This window comes from Aeromonas bivalvium, from assembly GCF_046078285.1.
GTDB classification, from domain to species: domain Bacteria; phylum Pseudomonadota; class Gammaproteobacteria; order Enterobacterales; family Aeromonadaceae; genus Aeromonas; species Aeromonas bivalvium.
This window is the reverse complement of record NZ_JBGXBV010000016.1, coordinates 1-2667: the sequence shown is the minus strand read 5'-3', so window position 1 is coordinate 2667 and position 2667 is coordinate 1. Positions and strand designations below refer to the sequence as shown.

At 53.3% G+C, this 2667-nt stretch carries 1 rRNA gene; it reads right to left on the bottom strand.

What is annotated here, in order from left to right:
- Positions 1–2667, bottom strand: a 23S ribosomal RNA gene (locus ACEUCR_RS19965); the annotation flags it as partial.

Sequence of the window (2667 nt, the reverse complement as noted above, 5' to 3'; positions counted from 1 at the left end):
GCGCTTACACACCCCACCTATCAACGTTGTGGTCTCCAACGGCCCTTTAGGACCCTCAAGGGGTCAGGGATGACTCATCTCAGGGCTCGCTTCCCGCTTAGATGCTTTCAGCGGTTATCGATTCCGAACTTAGCTACCGGGCAGTGCCACTGGCGTGACAACCCGAACACCAGAGGTTCGTTCACTCCGGTCCTCTCGTACTAGGAGCAACTCCCTTCAATCATCCAACGCCCACGGCAGATAGGGACCGAACTGTCTCACGACGTTCTGAACCCAGCTCGCGTACCACTTTAAATGGCGAACAGCCATACCCTTGGGACCGACTTCAGCCCCAGGATGTGATGAGCCGACATCGAGGTGCCAAACACCGCCGTCGATATGAACTCTTGGGCGGTATCAGCCTGTTATCCCCGGAGTACCTTTTATCCGTTGAGCGATGGCCCTTCCATTCAGAACCACCGGATCACTATGACCTACTTTCGTACCTGCTCGACCTGTCCGTCTCGCAGTTAAGCTGGCTTATGCCATTGCACTAACCTCCTGATGTCCGACCAGGATTAGCCAACCTTCGTGCTCCTCCGTTACTCTTTGGGAGGAGACCGCCCCAGTCAAACTACCCACCAGGCACTGTCCGCGAGCCCGATTCAGGGCCCTGCGTTAGAACATCAAACATACAAGGGTGGTATTTCAAGGACGGCTCCACGACAACTGGCGTCATCGCTTCAAAGCCTCCCACCTATCCTACACATGTAGGTTCAATGTTCAGTGCCAAGCTGTAGTAAAGGTTCACGGGGTCTTTCCGTCTAGCCGCGGGTACACCGCATCTTCACGGCGAATTCGATTTCACTGAGTCTCGGGTGGAGACAGCATGGCCATGGTTACACCATTCGTGCAGGTCGGAACTTACCCGACAAGGAATTTCGCTACCTTAGGACCGTTATAGTTACGGCCGCCGTTTACCGGGGCTTCGATCAAGAGCTTCGCTTGCGCTAACCCCATCAATTAACCTTCCGGCACCGGGCAGGTGTCACACCCTATACGTCCACTTTCGTGTTTGCAGAGTGCTGTGTTTTTGATAAACAGTCCCAGCCATCTGGTCACTGCGACTCCCAACTGCTCCATCCGCAAGGGACTTCACTGTCAAGAGCGAACCTTCTCCCGAAGTTACGGTTCTATTTTGCCTAGTTCCTTCACCCGAGTTCTCTCAAGCGCCTTGGTATTCTCTACCCGACCACCTGTGTCGGTTTGGGGTACGATGACTTGTAATCTGAAGCTTAGAGGCTTTTCCTGGAAGCAGGGCATCAATGGCTTCCCAACCGTAGTTGGTTCGTCTCGTGTCTCAGTGTTGTGTTTCCGGATTTGCCTAGAAACACCACCTACGCACTTTCACCAGGACAACCGTCGCCTGGCCCACCTAGCCTTCTCCGTCCCCCCATCGCAATTACAAGTCGTGCAGGAATATTAACCTGCTTCCCATCGATTACGCCTTTCGGCCTCACCTTAGGGGTCGACTCACCCTGCCCCGATTAACGTTGGACAGGAACCCTTGGTCTTCCGGCGAGGAGGCTTTTCACCCCCTTTATCGTTACTTACGTCAGCATTCGCACTTCTGATATCTCCAGCATACCTCTCGATACACCTTCGCAGACTTACAGAACGCTCCCCTACCACTCATACATAAGTATGAATCCGCGGCTTCGGTGCCTGGTTTGAGCCCCGTTACATCTTCCGCGCAGGCCGACTCGACTAGTGAGCTATTACGCTTTCTTTAAATGATGGCTGCTTCTAAGCCAACATCCTAGCTGTCTGAGCCTTCCCACATCGTTTCCCACTTAACCAGAACTTTGGGACCTTAGCCGGCGGTCTGGGTTGTTTCCCTCTTCACGACGGACGTTAGCACCCGCCGTGTGTCTCCCGGATATTACTTACTGGTATTCGGAGTTTGCATGGAGTTGGTAAGTCGGGATGACCCCCTAGTCCAAACAGTGCTCTACCCCCAGTAGTATTCGTCCGAGGCGCTACCTAAATAGCTTTCGGGGAGAACCAGCTATCTCCGAGTTTGATTGGCCTTTCACCCCCAGCCACAGGTCATCCCCTAACTTTGCAACGTTAGTGGGTTCGGTCCTCCAGTTGATGTTACTCAACCTTCAACCTGCCCATGGCTAGATCACCCGGTTTCGGGTCTACACCTTGCAACTAGACGCCCAGTTAAGACTCGGTTTCCCTACGGCTCCCCTATACGGTTAACCTCGCTACAAAATGTAAGTCGCTGACCCATTATACAAAAGGTACGCAGTCACCCCGAAGGGCTCCCACTGCTTGTACGTACACGGTTTCAGGTTCTATTTCACTCCCCTCACAGGGGTTCTTTTCGCCTTTCCCTCACGGTACTGGTTCACTATCGGTCAGTCAGGAGTATTTAGCCTTGGAGGATGGTCCCCCCATATTCAGACAGGATGTCACGTGTCCCGCCCTACTCGATTTCACTTCAAGGTCGTTTTCATGTACGGGGCTATCACCCTGTATCGCTGGCCTTTCCAGGACCATTCCACTAACTTCCAAGAAACTTAAGGGCTAATCCCCGTTCGCTCGCCGCTACTGAGGGAATCTCGGTTGATTTCTTTTCCTCGGGGTACTTAGATGTTTCAGTTCTCCCGGTTCGCCTCG